Annotated in this window: 19 protein-coding genes; 15 read left to right on the top strand and 4 right to left on the bottom strand. The window is 68.5% G+C overall.

What is annotated here, in order from left to right; genetic code table 11:
* Positions 1-94: 94 nt before the first annotated feature.
* From BKA15_RS15975 to BKA15_RS15965, 3 genes are all read right to left on the bottom strand, one after another.
* Positions 95-661 carry a flavoprotein gene (locus tag BKA15_RS15975; RefSeq protein WP_179752368.1) on the bottom strand — a complete coding sequence of 189 codons (567 nt, stop codon included), beginning with the start codon at positions 659-661 and terminating at the stop codon, positions 95-97.
* A complete protein-coding gene (locus BKA15_RS15970) occupies positions 658-1,857 on the bottom strand; it encodes a helix-turn-helix domain-containing protein (protein WP_179752366.1) in 1,200 nt (399 codons plus the stop codon). The genes BKA15_RS15975 and BKA15_RS15970 overlap by 4 nt, the downstream gene beginning before the upstream one ends.
* 164 nt (positions 1,858-2,021) lie before the next feature.
* Positions 2,022-2,375 (bottom strand): GntR family transcriptional regulator, encoded by a 354-nt coding sequence (locus BKA15_RS15965; protein WP_179752364.1) that lies wholly within the window; start codon positions 2,373-2,375, stop codon positions 2,022-2,024.
* Positions 2,376-2,498: 123 nt separating this feature from the next.
* Here BKA15_RS15965 and BKA15_RS15960 point away from each other — a divergent pair, with 123 nt between their 5' ends.
* From BKA15_RS15960 to BKA15_RS15890, 15 genes are all read left to right on the top strand, one after another.
* Complete coding sequence (locus BKA15_RS15960) at positions 2,499-2,831, top strand: helix-turn-helix domain-containing protein (protein ID WP_179752362.1); 333 nt, start codon at positions 2,499-2,501, stop codon at positions 2,829-2,831.
* A 71-nt stretch (positions 2,832-2,902) separates the two neighbouring features.
* Positions 2,903-3,334 (top strand): hypothetical protein, encoded by a 432-nt coding sequence (locus tag BKA15_RS15955; RefSeq protein ID WP_179752360.1) that lies wholly within the window; start codon positions 2,903-2,905, stop codon positions 3,332-3,334.
* Complete coding sequence (locus BKA15_RS15950) at positions 3,331-4,011, top strand: hypothetical protein (RefSeq protein WP_179752358.1); 681 nt, start codon at positions 3,331-3,333, stop codon at positions 4,009-4,011. The genes BKA15_RS15955 and BKA15_RS15950 overlap by 4 nt, the downstream gene beginning before the upstream one ends.
* Positions 4,008-6,086 (top strand): type IV secretory system conjugative DNA transfer family protein, encoded by a 2,079-nt coding sequence (locus BKA15_RS15945; RefSeq protein WP_179752356.1) that lies wholly within the window; start codon positions 4,008-4,010, stop codon positions 6,084-6,086. Before BKA15_RS15950 ends, BKA15_RS15945 begins: the two co-directional genes overlap by 4 nt.
* Positions 6,083-6,907 (top strand): RRQRL motif-containing zinc-binding protein, encoded by an 825-nt coding sequence (locus BKA15_RS15940; protein WP_179752354.1) that lies wholly within the window; start codon positions 6,083-6,085, stop codon positions 6,905-6,907. The genes BKA15_RS15945 and BKA15_RS15940 overlap by 4 nt, the downstream gene beginning before the upstream one ends.
* Positions 6,904-7,587, top strand: coding sequence for a hypothetical protein (locus BKA15_RS15935; protein WP_179752352.1), 684 nt, complete (start codon positions 6,904-6,906; stop codon positions 7,585-7,587). The genes BKA15_RS15940 and BKA15_RS15935 overlap by 4 nt, the downstream gene beginning before the upstream one ends.
* The gene (locus tag BKA15_RS15930; RefSeq protein ID WP_179752350.1) at positions 7,584-7,958 is read left to right on the top strand and encodes a hypothetical protein; all 375 of its coding nucleotides are present in this window, start codon (positions 7,584-7,586) and stop codon (positions 7,956-7,958) included. The genes BKA15_RS15935 and BKA15_RS15930 overlap by 4 nt, the downstream gene beginning before the upstream one ends.
* Positions 7,955-8,404, top strand: coding sequence for a hypothetical protein (locus BKA15_RS15925; protein ID WP_179752348.1), 450 nt, complete (start codon positions 7,955-7,957; stop codon positions 8,402-8,404). Before BKA15_RS15930 ends, BKA15_RS15925 begins: the two co-directional genes overlap by 4 nt.
* An 85-nt stretch (positions 8,405-8,489) precedes the next feature.
* Positions 8,490-9,758, top strand: a complete 1,269-nt coding sequence (locus BKA15_RS15920) for a DUF2637 domain-containing protein (protein ID WP_179752346.1) — start codon at positions 8,490-8,492, stop codon at positions 9,756-9,758.
* Entirely contained in the window at positions 9,755-9,922 is a 168-nt protein-coding gene (locus tag BKA15_RS15915; protein ID WP_179752344.1) for a hypothetical protein, read from the top strand. Before BKA15_RS15920 ends, BKA15_RS15915 begins: the two co-directional genes overlap by 4 nt.
* Positions 9,916-14,427: a MobF family relaxase gene (gene mobF, locus BKA15_RS15910; RefSeq protein WP_179752342.1), complete on the top strand. Its 4,512-nt coding sequence runs from the start codon at positions 9,916-9,918 to the stop codon at positions 14,425-14,427. The genes BKA15_RS15915 and mobF overlap by 7 nt, the downstream gene beginning before the upstream one ends.
* 21 nt (positions 14,428-14,448) lie before the next feature.
* Complete coding sequence (locus BKA15_RS15905) at positions 14,449-17,346, top strand: hypothetical protein (protein WP_179752340.1); 2,898 nt, start codon at positions 14,449-14,451, stop codon at positions 17,344-17,346.
* A gap of 310 nt (positions 17,347-17,656) precedes the next feature.
* Positions 17,657-17,983, top strand: coding sequence for a hypothetical protein (locus BKA15_RS15900; protein WP_179752338.1), 327 nt, complete (start codon positions 17,657-17,659; stop codon positions 17,981-17,983).
* Positions 17,980-18,750, top strand: coding sequence for a hypothetical protein (locus BKA15_RS15895; protein WP_179752337.1), 771 nt, complete (start codon positions 17,980-17,982; stop codon positions 18,748-18,750). The genes BKA15_RS15900 and BKA15_RS15895 overlap by 4 nt, the downstream gene beginning before the upstream one ends.
* A 3-nt stretch (positions 18,751-18,753) precedes the next feature.
* Complete coding sequence (locus tag BKA15_RS15890; RefSeq protein ID WP_179752335.1) at positions 18,754-19,920, top strand: phosphotransferase; 1,167 nt, start codon at positions 18,754-18,756, stop codon at positions 19,918-19,920.
* Positions 19,921-19,955: 35 nt separating this feature from the next.
* Here BKA15_RS15890 and BKA15_RS15885 read toward each other — a convergent pair whose 3' ends face one another.
* Entirely contained in the window at positions 19,956-22,025 is a 2,070-nt protein-coding gene (locus tag BKA15_RS15885) for a tyrosine-type recombinase/integrase (RefSeq protein WP_218871363.1), read from the bottom strand.
* Positions 22,026-22,356 lie beyond the last annotated feature (331 nt).

The following is a 22,356-nucleotide window of genomic DNA, read 5'->3' as shown; positions in this document are numbered from 1 at the left end:
ACCTCACGACTTCCCACCCCCCCATCAGGAGGCGGGCTCAGGAACGAGCGTAGCGGAAGTGCAGTCGGCAGGCCGCTCTTCGATGAAGCCCGGATCAAATCTCCTGCGCTTCAACGTCTTTGCGTGTTAGCTCTTCGAGTTGATCAAGGATCCAGGACCACTCGAACTCCTCCGCTACGCGAGCACCGGTTCCCGATGCGATTGGCTCAGCCGACCCGGCACGACCGGTCGATGGGTCGACGAGCCGGACTCCGGCATACTGCAGCACCGCCAGCGAGCCAAGCCATGCGGGATGACCAGCAAGATCATCTTTGGCGAACGGCACCGCCACGATGGGGACTCTTCGGCCAAGTGCTGCACAGAGCGTCGCCAGTGGATAGGTATTTGCAATGCCGGTTGCCCACGCGTTGAGCGAATTGAAGGTCAGAGGAGCAACGGCGATGGCGTCTGCCGGTGGTAGTCGCTTTTCTTCAGATGGCTGTCGATGCTGTCCCACGACCGGCGTTCCATCGAGCGCAGCGAGGTCGATCCATGCGTGGGCTGCTTCCGTCGGAATGATCGCGACGGTCCAGCCGCGTTGACGCGCTTCTTTCACCCCGTCGGCAATCCTGACTGCTAGGGGAGCTCCGCATACGACCAGGTGAAGGATCCGATCGCTCATGCGAGGACTCCCGCGCTGGTAGCAAGCGTGTTCAACGCTGGTGTGGTTCTCCGTGCTCGTCGCAGTAGCTCACGGAGAGTTTCGCGGGCGATCGTGTTGTATCTGGTCACTTCAGGTGCTTGTCGGTTGACCAGGTGCAGATGGAAGACGGCCTCAGTATCGTTGTGCGCTTGGGTTTGCGCCCACGCAAGATCAAGGTGGACCTGGACCCGTCGGCTATGAAGCCCCTTCGGCAGGCGGTCGGCATCGACCATGGTCGCTTCTTGAATGACCGCCCGAGGATCGCCGAGTTCGGCGGCCACTGAGGCGCGGTGAATCTGGACGTTGGTCGGGCCAAACGCTGTCCATGCACGATTCGCGTCCTGAGCTAGTAGCTGGCTCAACTGTTCCGCCCTCGTCAGCCGTTCGGTAGCCAAACTGCGATCCGCCCGCTGCGCCGCAATAACCGATGCCAGTAGGAGGTTTGAGCCGGCGAGCGAGACGAGATCCGGTTCATCAGAAGCAGCAAGCGGCAGCAGATGCTCGGCGGCACCCACGGCAACGTACTCGGCCTCATCGCTTTGCTCCGCGCGGTGAAGGGCGCAGGCGATCTGGTAGGCCGCCAATCCTCTCGCCACGTCAGAATCAGCGGCCATTGCCGCGTGGCTGGCACGATCAGCGGTTATCCACGCCAGCTCGGACTCACCCATCTTGGTCAGGAGCTTCGAGGCTGCTGCGTAGGCCATGCAGCGTGCGAGATGAATCTCGCGGCTCGACTGGCCTGCGAATCCGTCATATCCATCCGCCGCCCTTAGAAGATCAGGGAGCACGCGAGCTGTCGCACCGTACTTTGCGGCTTGATAGGAACGATGGACCTCGACCGTGGCCGCGCGCAACTGAGGCAGGGGCCACGGCGGAGACTCCGACGGCCGCGCGAGCAAGTGGCCATAGCTGGCGAGGTGAGCACGGATTGCCGCAACTGCGGCCACCTCCGGCGAGCCGTTGGGAGCGTACTTCCAATCGTGGCCAACAAGATCAGCAGGCTTGACCTGCAGCGCTGCCGCCAGGTTATTGATTGTGCTCAGCCGGTCGACCCCGCGAATGCCGCGCTCGACCTGAGACAGCCAGGATCGCGAGCGGCCAACTAGACCGGCCAGGGTCTCCTGGGGTATGCGCTTCCGCTTGCGGTACGCGCCGATTCTTTCGCCGATGTGCATGGAATCACCCTCTCCTCAGGATCAAGGATCTCAGGCTTCCGCCAGGGTAACGCGCACAAAAGTGCGCATCAGTGAAAGTGCACACACCTCCGACATGCCGACGTGAAGGTTGCAGCAATGCCAACCCAAACAGCGCGAGGAGGTGCAGGCACACCATGAGTGTTCTAGGGCTTCTCGGCCGCCCCTTCAAGCCTTGCGATGCGCTCGTCAAGCGCCCGAACGCTTCGAATCAACTCCTGAACCTGCGTGTGGAGATCCTCGTCGAGCGGAGCTTCCTCGCCGGATTCGGCGACGAACGTGCCTCTACCCTGCCATGCCTCGATACGGCCTTCGGTCCTGAGCGTCCGCAGCGCGTGGTGGATCGTCATCTGGGCGACCCCATAGCTCTCAGCGAGCACACGCATCGACGGCAGTCGGTCCCGTGGCTTGAGCTGGCCGGCCTCGATCTGTCGGCGGAGATCATCCGCAATCTGCACATACGGGGGTCGCGGATCGGAGTCACTCACACGGCTCGGCATGCAGTCAATCCAACCACTACCCATGCGATCCAACCTAGGGCGCCCTAGATCTTCTATTGATGATCCACTAACATCTAGTACATAACAGAAGTCCATAGACATCTAGGGCAGGAGAAGCCAGGAATGACTGTTGAAACGTTGGCCGATGAGTCCGGTTTCGGGCGGGCCGATCGAAATCAGAGTCGTGAAGACGCCAGACGCAGCGCGGTTCGCAAGTGGGCCGATCGGGTTCCGAGTCTGACGATCCCCGAGGCCGCCGAGCTGTGCAGCGTCTCCCGAGAACACCTCTACCGCCTAGTTCGGACCGGCGCGTTTCCGGCGGTCCGGATGCAAGGCCGGTATGTCGTCCCGGCAGCGGCGGTCGAGCAGCTGTTCAAGACCGCAGCGGCAGTCGCTGGAGCGGTCGAGGTCGCCGAGTGGGCGGCCGCTCGTCAGATCGAAGGCGGTCCGAGATGACTGCGATGTTCCGAGACCGGCCCCGCCCCGACGCCAATCAGACCGGGGCCGGCTCTCACACCACTACCCAGATGAGTGCAGCGGAGGTATCAATCATGACGGATCGGGTTGTGTCGGCGGAGGCGTGGGTGCCTCGGTTGGGCACGTTGAAGGTGTTGCCGGCGGAGCGGGCCGGGTTGGTTCGCGGTTTGTTCGAGCTGGCGGCTTGGGTTTGTGATCATCCGGAGTTGCCGTTGCCGACGGTCTCGGCCCGGGTGCCGTCGGGCTATCTCGCCCACGAGGTTGTCGACGCGGTCGCCGGCTCGATTGGCATGGAGCCGTTCACGGAGTGTGATCGGCGGAAGTACGCGGTTGAGGCCGGGTTTGGTCCGGTGCGGCTGTCGTGTATCGCGTACGGGCCGCGGGTGCTGCGCGAGTCTCGAATCCGGCCAGGTGCGCCGCGCGGCGGAGAGTCGGCCGGTCTGCTTGGCCAGGTCGTGCGCCGGTCGGGCGGTGCGCGATGACCGGCCGGCCGGAGTTGAGGGGCTATGGGCTGGTCCAGTTGGCTCGCCGGCTCGGGTTCGAGCAGTGGCAGGTGGAGCGGGCGCGTGAGTTGGTGTGGATCCCGTCTCCGGACGTCGACGGCCGGCGTTGGTCGGCTGCCGTAGTCGACCGGCTGGCCGGGCAGGTTGACGAGATCCGGGCAGGGATTGGGTCGATTCCTGATCTTGGCGCGACCAGGGCGGCCGCGGTGCTGGCTGACCGGTTTGGGATCGCGGTCACGCCGGATGCGGTGGTCGAGCTGGGCCGGCGGGGTCGGTTGACGGGTGCGGGTTCGTACAAGGACGCCCGCCTGTTCAGTGGTCTCGGGCTGCAGTATTTCGATGATCGCGACGCGCTGGTGGAGGCGATCCGGGTCGGCCGGTGCGTGCTGGCCGATGATGCGGCGCGGTTCATGGAGATCCGCAGGACTGACTTTGATCACTTGGTGCGGGCCCGGTTGTTGGTGCCGGCGCGGTGGACGTGGAGCCGGTGGCAGCCGCGCCGGGCCGAGCCGGATGTGGCGTTGTACCGGGTGGGTGATCTTGAAACGCTCCTCGCGGATGAGCGGATCGATTGGGCCGCGGTGCGGTCGACTCCGGCCGGCCGACGGTCGCCACTGGCTGATCTTCCGACGTTCGGTCCGGAGGTTTCGTCATGAGGCGGCCGACGGAGAAGGAAGGGCTGGTCATGCCGTGGGCTGGCCTGGTCGGGCTGGCGTTGTTGATCTTGGGTGGCGCGATGTTGGCCGCGCGTCTACCGGTGGGCCTGTGGGTGATCTTGACCGGGGCGCTCTCGGTGATCATGTTCTGCCTGGTGTTCTGGCGCCTGGTCGTCGGCGGAATCTTGTCGGGCGGGCTGTGGCTGACCGCGGCCGGCGTGTTCTGGCTGGTCCAGCCCGGAATCCCGTTCAAGGAACACCACTGGATCCCGTTGGGTCTCGGCGGCGGCGTGTTGTTGATCATGCTGATCAAGTTGTCGCATCGTCGGACGGGTTCGGGTGGTCTGGTGCGGCGTTGGTCGCGGCGGCTGGCTCAGCAGGATGGTGTGGCGTCGTGGTGGGTGTTGTGGCGGCGGGCTTCGGCGTTCGCGCTGCGCCGTAAGGCTCACATCCTGCGGCCGTCGTTGCGGGACGTGTCGTGGTGGGTGCGTTGGTTCAAGCTCTCGGCGACCGAGCTGGGCACGCGGCTGGCGAAGGTCGGCATGTTCGGGATCTGGTCGCCGATCGAGGACGTCACGCTGCGGTTCGGCGGGCCGCGGATCGGGAAGTCGGGCGAGATGGCCGGCCGGATCTTGGACGCGCCGGGCGCGGTGATCACCACTTCCACCCGGACGGATCTGATCGACAACACCGAGCTGCTGCGCGGGAAGGTTGGTCCGCTGTATGTGTTCAACCCGAACGGGTTGGCGAAGCTGGAATCGACGTTGACGTTCGATCCGCTGGCCGGGTGTGAGGCGCCGGCCGTGGCGATGTACCGGGCTGAGGACTTGATCGAGGGCGGTTCGCCGGGTGACGGCGGCGACGGGGATCGGAAGTTCTGGCTGCTGCAAGCGGCGCAGGCGTTGTCGACGATGCTGCACGCTGCGGCCCTGGGCCGGGCGGCTGGCGGCGAGTACGGCATGAGTGACGTGCACGATTGGGCGGCGCAGCCGTCGAAGGACGTCAAGGAGCTGGTGTTACGGCTGCTGCGGCGGTCGCCGGCAGCGAACGCGTTCACGGCTCAGGCGGTGCAGTTCTTCGACAACAACGAGCGGACCCAGTCGTCGATCACGACGACGATCCTGCCCGCGTTGCGGTGGATGATCTCCGATACCGCGAGCGCCGCCGCCAGGCCGGGCGAGTCGATCGACGTGGCGAAGTTCCTTGACGAGAAGGGCACCCTGTACTTGCTCGGCGCCGAGGACGCCAGCACCGCCCCGTTGGTGACGGCGTTGACGGCGCATATCGCGCGGGAGGCACGCCGGATCGCGTCGGAGCAGCCGTCGGGTCGGCTGGATCCGTCGCTGACGATGGTGTTGGACGAGGCCGCCTTGATCTGTCCGATCCCGTTGCCGGAGTGGACCTCCGACATGGGCGGCCGGAACATCACCATTCACATTGCGGCGCAGGGCCGGTCGCAGTTGCGGAAGAGGTGGGGCGATACCGGGGCGGGTTCGATCATGAACAACTCCGCGACCGTCCTCGTCTACGGCGGCGCCCGCGACACGGATGATCTTGCGACCTACTCGAAGTTGGCCGGCGAGCGGGACGAGGACGTCGCGACGCATGATCACAGCTCGCGCGGCTACTCGACCACGAAGCGGCGCCAGGCGATTCTGTCGGAGGCTCAGTTCGCGCAGTTGGAGCCGGGACAGGTCGTGATCATCGGGCGGTCGATGCCGCCCGCGATCGGCAAGGTCGAGATGGTGTGGAAGCGCCCCGACTTCCGCAAGGCCGCCCGGGCCAAGAAGCGGGCCGACAAGGCCGCCGACCGGCTGAACCGGCGGATCGCCGCCGGCCGTCCGGCCCTGGTCGAGATCTCGGTGCGGTCCGGCTGGGCCGGGTTCCGTGCCTGGCTGGCCAGCCTCCGCCCGGCCGACCGGTTCACCCCGACCCTGTCCACGACCCGCCGGGTCGGTGACACGCCCGTCAGCCCGACCGACTTCACCAGCGACACGGATCCGGTGTGGCCGACCGAGCGTGACCGGCACCTGGTGGTCGTCCCGCCGGCCGATGACGATCGGGACCGGTCATGACCGCCCGGGAGTTGGAGGGGTTCGAGTTGTGGGACGGCCGGGTTTGGCCGGCCGTCGTCGAATCGGACGGGTTGCCTGAGTTCAGGTTCCGGCAGGCGCCGGATGGTTTGTTGACGCGGCGGCAGTTGCGTGACGCGGGTTTGTCGCCGGGCGGGCAGGAGCCGTACGGGCGGATCGTGTGGAAGCGGGAGCAGCGGTTCGCGTGGCTGTACCGGGAAGACCTGGCCGCGCCGAAGCGGGTTCCGACGCCGGCGCAGCTCGCCGCCGTCGAGGCAGCCCTGGCCGCCCGCAAGGTCTGCGTCGAGTGCGGCCCGGTCGACCACACCGTCCGGACGACCGATCACCTGTGCGGCGACTGCTACGCAGCCATGGTCGACGTCGACGAAGTTGATCAAGCCGCCACCGATGAGGTGACGGACGAACTGCTCGCCCGCTACCGGACGATCCCGGCGACGGACGACCCGTTCCGGGCCGACATCGACCCCGACGGGATCCAGGTCGAGCCGATCGAGGCCCGGGCGACGGATACGGCCGTTCAAGATCAACACGGTCAAGATCAACAGGCCGTGGAGCACGACGGCGAGACCGGCAACGAGCCCGAGCGGCCTGGTGGGGACCGGGCTCAGATCGCCGCGGTGTGGTCGGGGACCGAGGTCACGGATGCGTTGGAGCGGGCCCGGCGGGCCCTGGATGACCTGGTGGCCCGCCAACTCCGCACGAACAGCCGGCGCGATGAGGATCCCGGCTGGTCGACGGCCGACACGGCGCCAGCTGTCGCGGGCGATGGCTGCGAGGACTGGCGAGAGAGGGGTGTGGCATGACGATCACGATCGAGGAACGCGTCCAACTGCTGCAGCGTGGGCTGGCGGGTTTGGGCCGGGAGGTCGAGGCCACCCGTACGGCGCAGGCCGGGCTCGCGGACCGGGCGGGGCTGGAGCAGCTCGCCGAGGAGGTCCGCAAGCTGGCCGAGCAGGTCGCCGCGCTGCCCGACCTGCTGACGCCGGAGCCGGACCAGGTGCCGCCGGTCGAGTCCTGGCTGGCTGGTCTGCCGGACACGTTCACCCCGTCCGAGGTGCTGACCGACCTCACGCAGTGGTTGCAGACGGTCTATCTCCAGTACGCCGACGGTGCGGCCGGGCTGCCGGAGTGCTGGCTGTGGCACCCGGAGGTGATCGAGGAACTGGTCTGGCTGATGCAGGCCTGGCGCGCCTCCTATCTGGGCCGGCCGTCGATCCGGTCGGCCGCCGATTGGCATGACCGGATGCGGCCCGGCGTGGTCCGCCGGATCACCGACTACGCCGGGAAGTGCTCCCTGGACCACCACCAGACCGACCAGGCGTCCGGCCGGCCGGACGTTCCGACCGCTACCGCCACGGTTGCGATCGCCGCGTGGTGGGAGGGCCCGCACGACCGGCCCGCCCCCGTACCGACCGACGAGCAGATCGCGGCCGCCGACGCGGCGTTCCACCGCCGCACCCGAACCCGAGGAGGACAGTCATGACCACCACCTGGAACGATTTCTGGAAGACCGTGGGCAGCGAGGAGTGGCTGGCCGCGAAGGCCCTGCTGGAACTCTCTCGCGCCGTCGGCAACGATGCGGCCCGGTGGCTGCTCGACGATGTCGAGCACGAGGACGGACCGTGGCAGGCATGGGTTGACGATGTCGACGCGAACGGCCGCGGCTGGTCCTCCACCGAGTGGCGGCTGTTCGGGATCGTCGCCAGCCTGACGACGGGCAGGCCGCTGGACCTGTCGACGCTGGCCTACCTGGGGTCGTGGGAGACCGCCGCGTGGGCGGTCCTGGTCGACTGGGGCACCGGCGGCAACAACCGGGAGTACCCGGGGCGGGCCCGGGTGGTGGTCGCAGGATGATCACCTTCACGCAGATCCGGCGCGCTGCGCGCGACCGGTTCGACGACCTGACCGTCAAGGCCGTCCGCTGCCGGGGGCCGTTCACGCGGCTGGTTGAGCCGTGGTCGTCGGCACACGTCCTGTCCTGGGTCGATGCGGAGATGGGCCGGGTGCCGGTGGCCGGCGGGCTTCACCAGGACGGTTGGGACGGGCATTGGCGGGCCTGGCTCACGGTCGGCCCGGTCGAGTTCGACCTGTCCCGCCGCGCGGTGGTTCGTGCGATCGCCGCGTGCGACCGCGCCCGCGTTCACCAGTTCGCCGACGTTCGGATCGGGCCCGTCTCGGTGGCGGCCCGGCCGGACCTTCGGGCCGCGATCCGTAGCGAGTTGATCAAGCTCGCACGCCAACTCGACCCGCCGCCGCCGATCGGCAAGCCGCTTCCCCTCGTCCCTGGAGGTCTGTCATGAACCCGTTCGATCTGATCCCGTACGGCGTGATCGTCCTGGTCGCGATCTTGGTCGTCGTGGTGATCGTCCGCACGGTGCGGCGGCCGTGCGCGCCTTCCAGCAGCGGGCGCGCCGCAGCACCGGGGCCGGGTCCCGGTTCGGGTTCGGTGTCGCGGTGGCGTTCGCTTTGGTGGTGGCCGGGATCGGCGGTGTGACGTCGTTCGAGGCGGTCTCTGCCGCGTTCGGGTCGCCGTTGGTGCCGCTGGTTGCGGACGGCATGATCATCGCCTGCACCGCGCTGCGGTTGGCGGCGATGAGTCGTGGCTGGACGATCCCGGGCGCGATGTTTACGACCTACGTGTTCATTGTCGGGTCGATCGTGATCAACGCCGCGAGTGTGGAGGGGTGGGCGGCCAAGCTCGGTCACGCCCTGGCCCCGCTCGCTTACGCGATCATCGTGGAGATGCTGGCGCACCTGCTGCGGCAGCACATGGGCCTCATTCAGCCTCGGCAGGAGCGCCGTTTGTCGGCGTTGATGTCGGCCCGGTGGTCTGCATTGACGTGGTTGACGTCGCCGGTGATCACGACCCGGGTGTGGCTGCACCTGGCCCGGACCGGCGGTGACGATCCGGTCGCCGCCCGGGCGTTGATGCAGCAGCTCGTCCGGGTCTCGTCCCGCCTGGCCGCGGTGTGCCCGACCCCGGCTGGCTGGCGGCCGATGCTCCGCGCCCGAGCGGCCCGGACTGCCGTCCTGCGCACGATCCGTGACGGGCTGCTGTCGGCCCGCGATGTCGCGCTGCTGCTGCCCGACGACGACCGGCAACTCTCACCCGGTCAGTTGCTCGCCCGGCTCGACCGAGCCACGATCACCCTCCCCACCTCCGACCCGGCAGTGGGCCGGGTGAGCGGTGAGCTGCACCGGCCGGTGCACACCGCTGTTGCTGCACCGGTGCACCGCCCTGCTGCTGTGAGCGCTTCCGCCCCGGTGCAGCCGGGTGCTTCCGGTAGCGCTTCCGAGCCTGCTACTGCTGCCGCTTCCGTTCCCGCCCCGGCGGTGCAGCCGCCTGCTGTTGCCGAGGGCGCACCGCCCGACGGTGACGACGCTGCCCTGGTCGGCTGGCTGCACCGGCATGCCGCCGCCCACAACGACGGCGAACCGCTGTCTGCGCGCGCGGTGATGAAACTTCTGTCTTCCGGCTGGCCCCGCGCGAAGCGGATCCACGAACTCGCCGGTTGGAACGACACCACCGACACCGACCAGACCGCCGAGACCAAGACCGAGCCAAGACAGCTCCAGTTGATCCCGAACACCAGCAAGTCAGAGCCCAACGAGCCGTCAGATTCCGAGTCCGAACTTGAGGAGAGCCGAGCATGACCAGCCACTTCAGCACGAATCAAGTTTCCGATTTCCATGGCCCGACCCAGGTAGCCAGCGAGATCCAGATGAGCGCACGCGACCCACAAGATTTTCAGTACACACCTTGGCATCACGATCAGATGGGCCGCCGGTCGGCGGGTGCGGCGGTGGCCGGATGCTGACCGTCAATTCGGGCCACAGTGCCTCCTACCTGACCGACGCGATCGCCACCGGCCGGGAGAACTACTACACCGGCGCCGTGACCGAGGGCGAGCCGCCCGGCCGCTGGCAGGGCGCCGGCGCCGCCCTGCTCGGTCTGCACGGCGAGGTCGACGCGCAGGACATGCAGGCCCTGTATGAGCGGTTCCTGGACCCTCGCGCCGACGGTTTCCGCGATCCGGAAAAGTGGGAGGAGGTGGAGAAGCTCGGCCACGACGGCCGGCACTACCCGACTGAGGATGCGATCTACGCCGCTGCACTGGAGCGCGAGCCCGGTGCAGACGCCGAACGCCGGGCCGCACTGCGGATCGAGGCGGGGCAGAAGGCCCGCAAGAACGTCGCGTTCCACGACGCCACGTTCTCGGTCCAGAAGAGCGTCACCGTGTTACACACTGCTTTCGAAGCGCAAGCAGTGCAGGCGCAGAACCGGCTCGACGACGCCCTCGCCGCACTGGCCGCAGCCGAACAGGACGCGGCCGGTGCGGCGGTGCACCCGGCCGGTGCACCGGTGCAGCCGGTGCACGGTGTGCAGCCGTTGGAGGCGGCGGTGCGCCGGGCTCGGCGTGAGGTCGAATCCTGGGCCGCCTACCGGACAGCGGTGGAGGATGCGATCTGGGCCGGGAACAATGCCGCACTCGGCTACCTGTCGGAGAAGGCCGGGTACGCCAGGGTCGGGCACCACGGCGGCAACGCCGGCCGGTGGGCCGACGCCCACGACTGGGTCGTGGCCAGCTTCTTCCAGCACGACTCCCGGAACCACGATCCGCAGCTCCACATACACAACGCGATCCTGAACCGCGTCCAGGGCGAGGACGGGAAGTGGCGCACTATCGACTCCCGCGCCCTGCACAAGTACAAGGGATCAGCCGGCGCGGTCGCCGAGCGGGTGATGGAGCAGCACCTGACCCGCGCGCTCGGCGTCCAGTTCGCGACCCGCCCGGACGGCGCGGCCCGCGAGATCGTCGGGATCGACCAGTCGGTGATGGACCTGTTCTCGTCGCGCAAGACGGCGATCGGGAAGAAGGCCGGCGAGCTGGTCGCCGCGTTCGAGAGCAAGTTCGGCCGGGCGCCGAACGCGTTGGAGCTGAACCGGCTGAAGCAGCAGGCCACGCTCGCGACCCGGCGGGCGAAGTCGCACGACGGCGAGACCGTTGCCGAACGGCTCGACCGGTGGGACCAGCAGCTCCGCGCCGAGGTCGCCGGCGGCCTCGCAACGGTCGCCGATCAGGCCCTCGCGGCCCGCACCGAACAGCCTCCCGGCGGCGGGGAGTGGACCGAGACGGCGGTGCTGCAGGCCGCGCTCGCCCGGGTGCACGAGACCCGGGCCAGTTGGAACGAGTCGGACCTGACCCGGGCGATCAGCGACAGCCTGCCCGACCACCTCGGGAACCTGCAGCCCGGCGAGATCACCGAGCTGCTCGACCGGCTCACCCAGGACGGCGTCAAGCTCGCCACCCCGTTGGAGCCGGAACGTCCCGGCGAGGCCGTGCTGCCCGACGAGCTGCGGCTCGCGAACGGCGCCTCGTCCTATCAGGCGCCCGGCGGCCGGGTCTACGCCACTCCCGGCCACCTGCACACCGAGAAGCTGCTCCACGCCGCGGACCGGTCGACCGACCGGCGCGCCCTCGACCCGGCTACGGCACAGACCGTGATCGCCACGGTCGCCGCGCAGGGCACCGAACTCGGTGCCGACCAGGCGGCCGCGATCACCGGAATCCTAACCTCAGGTGCCCGGATCGAAACCCTGATCGGCCCGGCCGGGACCGGTAAGAGCTTCCTCCTCGGCACCCTCGCCAACGCCTGGGAAGACCCCGCCCTGTGGGGCGGGGAGCAGCGTCGGGTTGTCGGGCTGGCGACCGCGCAGATCGCCACCGACATCCTGGCCGCCGAAGGGCTCACCGCACGGAACACGACCCAGTGGCTCGGCATGCAGGACCGGATCGCCGCCGGCGACGCCCGGCCGGAGGAACGCGCCTGGGCACTCTCCGCCGGCGACCTGGTCGTGGTCGACGAGTCCGGCATGGCCGACACTGCCGCCCTGGCCCGGATCTACGCCCACGCCGAGCAGGCCGGCGCGAAACTCCTGCTGGTCGGTGACCACCGCCAGCTCTCCGCCGTCGGCGCCGCCGGCGGCATGGACCTCGCCGCCGCGGCCGGACCCCGGTACGAGCTGACCGAGACCCGCCGGTTCGCCGAGGACTGGGAGGGCCCGGCGTCGTTGCGGCTGCGCGAGCACGACACCACGGTGTTGGGCGAGTACCACCGGCAGGGCCGGCTGATCGACGGCGGCGCGGTCGAGCAGACCGAACAGGCCGCCGGCCGGGCGTGGCTGGCCGACACTCTGGAAGAGCGACGGTCCCTGCTGATCGTGGACAGCAACGAGCAGGCCGCCCGGCTGTCCGGTGACCTGCGGGCCCGCCTTGTTGATCTTGGCCGGGTCGACGATGAGCGCACCGTCCAACTGGGCCTACAAGGCCTGTTCGCCGGGGCGGGCGATGTCGTGCAGGCCCGGGAGAACGCGTGGCACCTGGCCGGCTACGCGGGTAACCGGCGGGCGCCGCGGAACCGGGACGAGTTCAAGATCACCGACGTCCACGACGACGGGTCGATCACCTGCGCCCCGATCGACCGGGACACCGGCCGCCCGGTCGACGGCGAGACGTTGCGGCTGCCGGCCGACTACGTCTCCGACAAGCTCGCCCTCGGTTACGCCTACACCGTTCACGCGGTGCAAGGCGTCACGGTCGACACCACCCACTCCGTGGTCAGCGCTCGAACGGGAGCGGACGCGCTCTATGTCGGAATGAGCCGCGGCCGGCACGCCAACACCGCCCACGTCGTCACCCGCGACCGGCCCGACCAGGCCCAGACCGGGGAGGTGCTGGAGGCGGTCCACCGCGACCCGCAAGCCGTGCTCGCCACCGTCCTGGAAACCGACCAGCCGGAACTGTCCGCCCTCGCCCACGCCGCCGAGGCCGCCGACGAGAACGCGGCGATCCGCACGCCCGGCGAGTTGTTCGCCGACGCCTGCGAGATCGCGATCGCCGGCCGCACCGAACGGTGGCTCGACGAACTCGTCCAGGCCGGCACCCTCACTGAAGGTCAGCGGGCGACAATCGCCGCCGAAGACGGCGCCGCCACCCTCACCCGGCTGCTACGCCGGGTCGAGATCGCCGGCCACGACCCCCGCGCCACCCTGGTCGACGCCGTCGAACGGCGCGACCTCGACGACGCGCGCCAGATCACCAACGTCCTCCACTCCCGCATCACCGACCACACCACGACGCTCGATCCGACCGGTGACGGCTATGCCGATTGGATTCCGGCGATCGAAGACGGCCAATGGAGTGCCTATCTCCAGCAGCTTGCCGCGGATGCTGACGAGCGGCAGACCGAGCTGGGCGTCGCACTCGCGGCCAGTCCACCCCAATGGGCCGTGGAGTCGCTGGGCTCGGTTCCTGAGGACGGAAACGGCCGAGAAGGCTGGATCAGCAAGGTAGGCATCGTCGCGGCTCACCGGGAACTGACGGGTCATGATGATGCGGCAGAGGCGTTGGGGTCGCCGCCGAAGCCGGGCCAGGTGGAGGCGTACGCGTCCTGGCATGCGGCGTGGCGGGCATTGGGCCGGCCGGTCGCGGACCGGGCCGAGGCGGAGATGAGCACGGGCCAGCTGCGGGTCCGGATCGCCGCCTATGAGCGGGAGAAGACGTGGGCGCCGGCCTACGTGGCGGACCAGCTCGCGGCGACCCGGCAGACCGCCGAACAGCGCCGCAACGATGCCGCACTGCTGAACGCGCAGGCCGATGCAGTCGAGGATCCGGCGGAGCGGCACCGGCTGCTCGACGAGGCCGGCGACGCCGCCGCTCTCGCCGAAACGATCGAGGCGCAGGCGGCCGAGTTAGCTGCCGCGGACGAGGCGCGGGCGCAGTGGTACGCGCACACCGCCGAGACCAGGGCGGCGGCCGAGCGGGCCGCGGCCGAGCTGCCGTCCCGTGACGACGCCGCTCTGGACGAGGAACCGGTGACGGCCGAGGAATGGCTCGCCGCCCGCCGCGAAGCCGACGCCGAAGAGGATCCGCACCGCGAGATCACCGGCGAACACGAACTCGCCGACGCCGAACAGCAGCGCGACCAAGATCTCGCCGCCGTCCGGCCCGAACCCGCCCAGGTCGAGCCAGTCGCCGAACTCGACGAGCCGGACATTCGCGTCGAGACCGAGGGCGCGGTCGAGGTGGAGGACCGGATGCGGGTGCCGTCAGCGGAGGAGTCCGCGGCAGCGGTCCGCAACGCGCAGCGCGCGATCGTCGAGATCCGCAACCGCCAGACGATCGAGGACCAGCGGGTCGTCGACGAGCAGGCCGAGCAAGACGACGAACTCGCCCGCTGGCACACCGACCAGCAGCAGGCCGACAGCCGTTCCGACGTCCGGCAGGACGACGACGGCCCGGCCCTCGAACTCACCAACTAACCAACACCGGAAGGAATGATCATGACCGAGTTCGATCAAGGAACCGCTGCCGAGTGGAGCAGCCCGGAGGAGTACCGCACGGCCTGGGGTGCGGCATTCACCCAACTCGCCTGGCAAGGCCAAACCGAGGAGTCACGCGCGCACTATGCGCGCCTGGCCGGCGAGGTCGACCGCATGGCCACGGAATCGTGGAGCACAGGCGAGATCCTCAGCCAGAGCGGAATCTGGCAGCGCGTCGAACGGATCCACCGAGAAGACGACCCGCCGGCCACCAACGCCGAAGCCCTGGTCGGGCTGGCGGCCGCGGTCGATGCCGGTGAGATGACGATCTTCGAGCCGACGTCCGGTCCGGAGGACGGTCTGGACGCGGAGACGGTCCTGGCTGATCTGGCCCGGCAGATCTCGGGACGTGCGGACCGTGACCGGATCGTCGCCGAGCGGCGCGCGGCTGGTCTACCGGATGGGGCCGCCCATAACGCGAGGGCGCGGGCTGATCTTGCCGCCGCGTTAACCGAGGTCAGCAGCGAGATGACCCGAGCCGCCGAGACCGAGCGGCGTGCCCGAATCGCGGCCGGATTCGAGGGGATCGAGTCGCCGTTCGAGTGGCGGATCCACCGCGGCCTCCTGCACGCGTCTGCCGCGGCCGGCCTGCAGCAGACCTACGAGGAGAGCCTGACCGGCGAGGGATCGGGCGGTGATCGGGTACCGGGCACGACGGACTGGGTCGCCCCACTGAGTGCCGAGTCGATCGCCACGGTAACCGCAGAACTGCGGCGGTACGCCGACTATCGGCGCAACACCGGCGACAGCGACACCGAATTCGACGGTGCGCCATGGTGGAGTGAGGACGAGGCCGCCACCGTGCGGGAGGCGGCGTGGGCACGTCTGGCGGAGCAGGCGGCCGCGTTCGACGAGCTGGCCGACAACATCGACCACGACGGCGAGGCGATGTTGTCGCCGGTCAACGTGGCCCTGTTGGGTGAGGCCTTCTCCGAGGCCTTGTGGGAGAGCACGCGCGGCGATGGCGACCACACGCCGCGGCACCTGCGGCCGTTCGTTGCCGCGGTCGAGCAGGAAGCGAAGCGGATCGACGAACACCAGCGGCTCGAAATGGAGATCGAGACCGCAGTCTCCGATGAGCACCGGGACCAGTTGATCATGCTCGACGCGCACAAGGAGGCCGCCGCGGCGGCCGGTCGGGCACGGTTCGCGCTCGACCAGCTGGTCACTGACCACGCCTATGACCCGGTGAGGGAACCTCATGTGTGGCGAGAACTGGATGATCGGCTCGACCGGCTCGGCACCTCGCTCCGGGTCAACACGGCCGAACTGTCCTCGCCGGACTTTCGGGAGCTCGTTCACAGCGACTGGCTTCACGCGGCCGAAGCCCGCGAGACCGCCGCCGCTGAAGCCATGACGGACGACTCTGCGACCGGCTCGGAAGTCGCGTCGGATGATCATGACGCCGACACCAGAACGGGTGAGGATGACCGGGCGGAGGCTGATCGACCGGTTGCGACCCCGTACGGGGTCGGGCGGATCGCCGAGGCCTTCTACGGCCTGGACGCGGACGCATCGACGCCGGCGGAAGGCTATCGGGTGCGGATCGACGCGACCGGCGCCGAGAAGTTCATCAAGGCCGAGCACGTCTCCACAGACCCGGACAAGATCGCCAAGTCCGGCCTTCAGGCCCGGTACTCCGACGGGGCACCGGTCCAGATCACCCACGACGGGTTCATCCTGGACGAGCACGAGGTGTGCAACGACGACTGGGATCAGCCCTACTGGTACCGGATCCCACAACGCAACACCACCGCCCGCCAGGACCTCGCGGCGGCACTGTTCGACGCAGACACCGCCCTCGGCCGGGCCGAGGAGATCGAAGACCAGGTCCGGGAGGCGGCCGGGTACGACGACGTCACGTCGGAGTTCGCCCTGGAGATCGACTTCGCCCGCGGCGACGTGCAACGCGCGATTGCCCTGCAACGCCTGCTCGAAGGCACCCACACCGCACCGCCGACCGAGGACCAGGCGGACGACGACGCCGACGGCGACCAGTCGCCGATCGCTGAAGCGAACGCCGCCGAGCCGCCGGCCGTGGATGCCGAGCTGGGTGAGGACGGGCACAGTCTCGGCGCCCACCGTGACGCCGACGCCGCTCTGGACCGGGCCCGGTTCGCTTTCACCGCCCTTTTGGGCAGTGACGACGACTACGCCGACTGGGACCGCGCCGACGCCACCCCGACCAACGTCGACGAGCTTGGCGACCTGATCGGCCAAGCCCAGGCGATGACCCGGTCCAATCTGAACGATCTCCAGACCCCCGGCGTCGACGACCGGATCCGGGCCGACTGGGAAGAACAGGACCAGGCGACCCGTGGCCTCGTGCCGGACCAGGCCGGCGCCGACGGTGCCCATGTCGACGACGATCCGTCGTGGTGGAGCGAGCCCGACGCTGAGACTGCGGTCGAGATTGACCGGCTGATTGCCATCGTTGGTCGTGGCGAGGCCGTCCAGCATCGGCGGGAAGCTATGCCGCCAGACGCTCCGAACTATGACCTGTGGCGTGATCTTCGCACCGAACTCGCCGCGGACGCCGGTGACTCCACCGCAACCCCGACCGCCGAACATCACGACGGCGACCAGGATGTCGACGACGACGCGGTGACGCCGGATTTTGACGAACGGCCGGCCACCGAACCTCCGGATCCGACCGCGGAAGCGGTGCAGCGGGCCGAAGAGGCCGTGCACGATCTGCAGCGCCAGACCGAGGAACACCGGCGGACCGCGGCCGAGCGAGCCCGGCACGACGACGACCTGGCCCGGTGGCATCAGCAAGATCAACAACAGCACGCCGGCGCGATCGAACACACCGACAGCGGGCCGGCACTGGACCGCGCCGATCTCGGCGACCGGTAAGCCGGCGGGGCAGCTACCGGTCCCGACCTGGTGCCCACCGCCCTGCGGGCGGGAAAGAGGGTGCCTGGTCGGGTTCGGTGGCCTGGTGCCAGCCCGGTCCCTCCAACCTCAATCAGGGTCCGTGAGGTTCTCGCCTGACGGACGTCGGCGCTCGCAAGCTCGCTTATTTCCTAGTCCGCCAAACGAGAACCTCACGGACCCTGATTGACCTTGGAGCCTCTACCGGGCCGGCATGCGACAGCTGTCGGCAGGCCCCCAAAAACAGGGGGCTGCCGCCACCCAACGGCCACCAGCAGGGGAGTTGATCAACATGGCGAACAACTCAAACCCACCGCGCCGGATCCCCGCCGGCGCCTGCACCTGGTGCGGCCACAACCCCCACACCGGCCCCTGCCCCGACCAGATCGGCACCCACCGCGAGCAGGAGCTGCGCGACCTGGCCGGCGAGATCGACTGGCGGCTAAGCAAGGAACGCGACTGGGCCCGGGCCTGGACCGACCTGGAACCGATCGTGCCCGACGACGCCATCCGTGCCGTGCTCGATCCCGGACCGGTCGACGAGGTCCTCCGGCAACTCGAAGAACTCCGACGCAAGATCAGCGACCGCCTGAACGACCACACCAGCGAGGAGAAATGATCATGACCGAGGAACACGGCGCGGAGGCGCTGACCGAGCGCGACCTGTGGGGCGAGGCCGTGGGGTCGCTGACCGCGGCGGCCCGCCGGCGCCGTACGATCGCTGGCCGGGACGAGCCGGCCGACTTCTCAAGTTTCCTCGCCTCCGTTCTGGCGTCGGTGGCCGCGAATCTGGGCAGCGTGGAGCGGGTGACCGCTGGCCGGCCGGGATCGTGGGAATCGAATCTGGTCGAGCAGCTCGTCACCGGCACAGTCGGTTGGGACGGCGAGTACCTCCTGCAGCACCGCACCGAGCCGGTCAGGGTGCCGCTGAACGTGCCCGAGCTGGTCGAGGACGAGGGACCGGACAACAACCCGCCGGCCGTCTCGTGTGACGAGGCGGTGGACCGGCTGCCGTGGAAGAGCCTGCCCGAGGACATGAACTCTGCGGAGTACCTGCGCGCCGAGGAAGAACTGGACCAGGCCGCCAGCGCGATCGAAGCCCGCTACGCGGCCGCCTACCTGGCCTATGCCGAGCGGTTCCGGGCAGCGGTCGAGGCCCAGGCGAAGACCATGCCTGGCCTCACCACGACCGATCCCGCTACCGGCGCCGTGACTCTGCGGCTTCCGGTCGAGGTCGTCGCGGATACCTCCCCGTTTCCCCGCTACGACAGCGACGGCGTGAGCAACCCCGACCCGTACGAGGAACCCGATCCGTTGGTCGCCGAACTGTGGGCCCACGCCCGACGCACGGTCGGGCTGCCAGATCTCACTGCGGTGCAGGGCTGACAGATGCTGGCACCCTGCGGCGGCCCGTTCTATGGCTACCTGGACGAGCTTGACGTCACCGATTTCTACTGCGGGGCCGGCGGGTCGTCGACTGGCCTGCGCGAGGCCGGGTTCACGATCAAGGTCGCCGCGAACCATTGGCCGCGGGCGATCTTCTCTGCACCAGTCAAGCCAGCACCGTTCGTGTGCGCCGGTCATGAGATAAATCCACTTGCGGAAGGGCCTGCTCGTCTGGGCAGCATTCTCCGGGTGACGGCCACAAAGTTCTTGGACGATCTGTCGCTCGACGGGATGCTCGTCGCCCTTGCCGTAGAGGCTGACGCAAACTCTCTCGACTTCTCGCATGCGGTGCGACGTGAGGGCTGGGAGAGCGTGGTTGTCGAGACCCGCGATTGGATCATCCGATTCCCGCGTCACCGTGATCATGCCCGTTTCGCGACCGAGCTTGCCGTGCTTGCGTATGTCAGTGGACGCCTGCCGGTTGAGACCCCAGAGGTGGCTTGGACCGGGGAACACACCTGCTGCATGGCCTATCCCAAGATCATTGGCACGGAGTTCACGCCGAAGGACTGGCATGCGGCAAGCGATGTGGACCGTCGGAAGCTGACCGATTCGCTGGCTGACCTGCTCATCGCTTGGCGGGAGGCGCTCACTGGTGCCGACGTCTCCAGTCTGGGTGTCACCTCGATCGGCGGGGTTCCGTATGTGGGTCAGCTGACGTCTAGTCTCGCCAGCTTTCCCCCGGCTATGCGGCCTGCGATCGAGAATCTTTTGACCGAATACAGCGCCCTCTATGAACGTGATCTCGCCCACGGTGGGGCGATCGTGCTCCACGGTGATTTCCACTTGGGCAACATGGTGCTCGACGGCCGATGTGGTGCCGTGACCGGGCTCTGGGACTTTTCCTGCGTCGCGACTGGTGCTTTCACGTGGGACCTGCACTATCTCGCTGGAGAGGTCAGTGATCCGGCTGAAGATCTGTCTCCGCCCGGGACAGGAGAGCACCTTGACCTTCTCGCCGGCGTGCTCGCCCGGTTGTCGAACATTGTCACTTCGCCAGAGGCCAATCTCATGCTCTCGGATCTGATGCAGTGCGCCGAATGGATTGGCGACCACGATCCCCAGGAGTCCCTGCACTGGAAGCGATGGCTCGACCAGCTCGCACTCTGATCGCCTCTCTTCCTGGGCCATCAATCTCATGATCATTACGCGTTCCTCGGCCCCATCGAGGGAGCCGTCGGCATCCCGAGGTCAACAACGGCCAGGCGGTTCACTCGGAGGGCTTCCTCGCGCTTGCCGGCTAGGAAGCTCAGGGTCAGGTTGATGCCGTCGATCTCGCCGAGCCATCCCTCGTCCTGGGCACGCTGTCGGCGAGTGTGAAGATCAGCTTCGATCTCATCCAGCCGGTCGAGCATTCTCGGATCAACACGGAGCATGGGGCAGCGGATGCAGGCGTGCTCGTGGCTGCAGGGGGTTGCGTAGGGTCGGCCGCAGTTGCCGAGTTCGAGCTTGCGCTTGTCGAAGTGATCTTCGAACTCCTGCCACTCGGTGTCGGTGACCGGCCGGTACTCCTCGAGCGGGCGCATGGATCGCCGCCGGGCGAGGTGGCTCTGGTAGTGCCGGACGACTTCCTCTTCGAAGATCGCGACGTAGCCGCGTGTGGTTTCTAGGTTGAGATGGCCGAGCAGCGCGGCACCAATGTGGATGGGCAGTCCGTTGTTGACCAGGTCAGTCGCGAACAGCCGGCGGAAGTCGTGCGGCGCGAACTTCACTCCGTCGAACCGCAGGTCGGTCTCGGCCAGCTGGGTGCAGACCCGGGTAAGCATGTTCCCGACAGCTCCGGGCGTCATGACCTCGTTGCGCTGGCCGATTCGTCGCTGAAACAGGAATGGCTGTGGTTCGGTCGTGATCCGCTCGTGGGTGTCGTAGCGGGTTGCCAGCGGGACTGTGGAATGGCCATCGCGGGTGAGCCGGCGGATGATGCGGGCCAGGACGTGGAACAGTTCGGCCGAGACGGGGATGACCCGCTCGCGGTCGGTCTTGGATGGGGCGATGACCAGTAGTGCGACCACTTCGCCGTTGCGTCGCAGGTATTGGCGGATGCTCAGCTGGGACAGTTCCAGCAGTTCCTCGATCCGGACGCCGGTGTGTCGAAGAGTTTCGACGATGGCCCACTGCCAGAAGGCGGTGTCTTCGGCGAGGCTAACGTTGACGGCTCGTCCTGTGGCCTCCTCCTGGAACCTGACATTGGCGTCGCCGTGCGCTCGAGCTCGGCGCTGGTCGGCGAGGGTGAACAGCCGCCGGTAGGCCCGGGACCCAACCGCGACGATCTCACCGACCGGGGTGTCCGCTGCGGCGAGCAGGGTGTTGAGGTCTTGGTGCGTCTCCTCGACGTAGCGGGCCAGGACCGGCAGCAGGGGCTGCAGCCGGCGGGTCTGGTCTGCCTTGGCCTCTCGGGTCCGCCGACGCCGGCGGGCACCCTCCCTGATCTCCCGGTGCGGGATCGGGCAGTGGGCCGACCAGTGCGCCCAGCGTTCCGGCTCGTGCGCCGACCAGGCCTGGATGTCGAAGTAGAACGCGCGGACCGAGGTCAACACCGCGTCGACGTTGCGTCGTGGCTTGCCGTCGGCCCTGACTCCTACTGCTTCGCGCCACCGCTGGTAAACGCCCGGCGCGAGCCGCAGGTCGGTCTGCTCAGGGGCGAGGGTCTCTACCGATTTCCAGAACAGAAGCACGAGCGAGTGGGCCAGGCCCTGCACCGAGCTGTAATCGAGATCGTGGCGGCGCCGCTCGAGATACTGCACCAGCAGATCGGAGACATCGCGCTGGCGTAGCTGATGGCGGTCGACCAGCTCTTGGCAGGTCAGCTGTGGCGTCCGCAGCGCGGCGCGCAGCGTGCTCGGAACCGAGCCCGGGAACTGGCCCATCTCGTGCAGGATTTCCCAGGCCAGGTGGCCGACGTAGGTGGAGTAGGAGTAGGACGCCAGGCCGGCATCGCGGGTGGTGCGGGCGTAGTGCAGGAATGCCTCCGGCGTGAGGTCGGCGAGGGCGATCCCTTGGATGGTCAGCGCGGCCGACACGTCGAACACGGCCCGACGCTTCCAATGCCTGGAGATCACCCGGTCCTCGACCGCGGCGAAGAACTTGTCCAGCTCGGGATCCCGTTGCGCGGTCCGGAAACTCAGCGGGTAGTCGCGGAAGAGGTTCGAGCGGAACGCTTCCAGCGTGGGCTGAATGATGCGCAAGCTCAGCAGTGCTTCGAGTGCCTGGGTCATCCAGGCCCGCGGTCCCTCGCCGACGGCCAGGTCCCGGACCGGCCTGCCGCGGACGTTGAGCCCGGCCGTGTCGAACCGTTCCTGCCAGGTCTGGCCGGGCTGCTCAAGCAGGTGCGTCAGGAGGTTGCGCAGGCCGGCGTCGCGGGTTCGTGTCCGGCTGGGCGCATCGGTGGCCGACCAGGTTTCTTGGGCGATGCGGCAGATGGTGTCGATGTCGGCGGTGTCCAGCCGGCCGCGTGGACGGGGCGGATCCGCCGGCGCCGGGGCCGGGGCGGGAACGACCGCGGGCGTGGTGAACTTCGTCCGGGTGACGTCCGGCCGGGCGGGCCGC

The organism is Microlunatus parietis (assembly GCF_013407955.1).
Classification (GTDB): Bacteria; Actinomycetota; Actinomycetes; order Propionibacteriales; family Propionibacteriaceae; genus Microlunatus; species Microlunatus parietis.
This window is presented reverse-complemented; position numbering and strand designations above follow the sequence as displayed.

Coding starts and splice junctions, on each gene's coding strand:
- BKA15_RS15975 (WP_179752368.1), bottom strand. CDS start 661: ATGAGCGATCGGATCCTTCACCTGGTCGTATGCGGAGCTCCCCTAGCA.
- BKA15_RS15970 (WP_179752366.1), bottom strand. CDS start 1,857: ATGCACATCGGCGAAAGAATCGGCGCGTACCGCAAGCGGAAGCGCATA.
- BKA15_RS15965 (WP_179752364.1), bottom strand. CDS start 2,375: ATGCCGAGCCGTGTGAGTGACTCCGATCCGCGACCCCCGTATGTGCAG.
- BKA15_RS15960 (WP_179752362.1), top strand. CDS start 2,499: ATGACTGTTGAAACGTTGGCCGATGAGTCCGGTTTCGGGCGGGCCGAT.
- BKA15_RS15955 (WP_179752360.1), top strand. CDS start 2,903: ATGAGTGCAGCGGAGGTATCAATCATGACGGATCGGGTTGTGTCGGCG.
- BKA15_RS15950 (WP_179752358.1), top strand. CDS start 3,331: ATGACCGGCCGGCCGGAGTTGAGGGGCTATGGGCTGGTCCAGTTGGCT.
- BKA15_RS15945 (WP_179752356.1), top strand. CDS start 4,008: ATGAGGCGGCCGACGGAGAAGGAAGGGCTGGTCATGCCGTGGGCTGGC.
- BKA15_RS15940 (WP_179752354.1), top strand. CDS start 6,083: ATGACCGCCCGGGAGTTGGAGGGGTTCGAGTTGTGGGACGGCCGGGTT.
- BKA15_RS15935 (WP_179752352.1), top strand. CDS start 6,904: ATGACGATCACGATCGAGGAACGCGTCCAACTGCTGCAGCGTGGGCTG.
- BKA15_RS15930 (WP_179752350.1), top strand. CDS start 7,584: ATGACCACCACCTGGAACGATTTCTGGAAGACCGTGGGCAGCGAGGAG.
- BKA15_RS15925 (WP_179752348.1), top strand. CDS start 7,955: ATGATCACCTTCACGCAGATCCGGCGCGCTGCGCGCGACCGGTTCGAC.
- BKA15_RS15915 (WP_179752344.1), top strand. CDS start 9,755: ATGACCAGCCACTTCAGCACGAATCAAGTTTCCGATTTCCATGGCCCG.
- mobF (WP_179752342.1), top strand. CDS start 9,916: ATGCTGACCGTCAATTCGGGCCACAGTGCCTCCTACCTGACCGACGCG.
- BKA15_RS15905 (WP_179752340.1), top strand. CDS start 14,449: ATGACCGAGTTCGATCAAGGAACCGCTGCCGAGTGGAGCAGCCCGGAG.
- BKA15_RS15900 (WP_179752338.1), top strand. CDS start 17,657: ATGGCGAACAACTCAAACCCACCGCGCCGGATCCCCGCCGGCGCCTGC.
- BKA15_RS15895 (WP_179752337.1), top strand. CDS start 17,980: ATGATCATGACCGAGGAACACGGCGCGGAGGCGCTGACCGAGCGCGAC.
- BKA15_RS15890 (WP_179752335.1), top strand. CDS start 18,754: ATGCTGGCACCCTGCGGCGGCCCGTTCTATGGCTACCTGGACGAGCTT.
- BKA15_RS15885 (WP_218871363.1), bottom strand. CDS start 22,025: ATGACCCAGGCACTCGAAGCACTGCTGAGCTTGCGCATCATTCAGCCC.